The organism is Campylobacter concisus (assembly GCF_002165815.1).
Lineage (GTDB): Bacteria > Campylobacterota > Campylobacteria > Campylobacterales > Campylobacteraceae > Campylobacter_A > Campylobacter_A concisus_BH.
On sequence record NZ_NDYN01000043.1, the window covers coordinates 1 to 236 of the forward strand.

The 236-nt window shown below is 33.9% G+C and carries 1 pseudogene; it reads left to right on the forward strand.

What is annotated here, in order from left to right:
- Nucleotides 1-236 (forward strand): annotated as a pseudogene (locus tag B9N65_RS10860) (thioredoxin reductase); the annotation flags it as partial.

Below are 236 nucleotides of genomic sequence, written 5' to 3' on the forward strand. Positions count from 1 at the left end.
CTCCATGGACTAAATCAGAAAAAGCCTACTATGAAAGCCTAAAAGATAAGAGAGATAGATATATCTATCTAGTAAAAAGAAGTAATCTAAAATGTACTATGATAGATATACCAGAAGATGCCATAGGTAGAGTAGATAGTAGTGGCAAACTAACAAAGCCAGAATATGCTGAAATTTATGATGAAGTAAATGCTCACAAAGGCACATTAAAATCAATGCTCTTTTCCGCAGAGTGG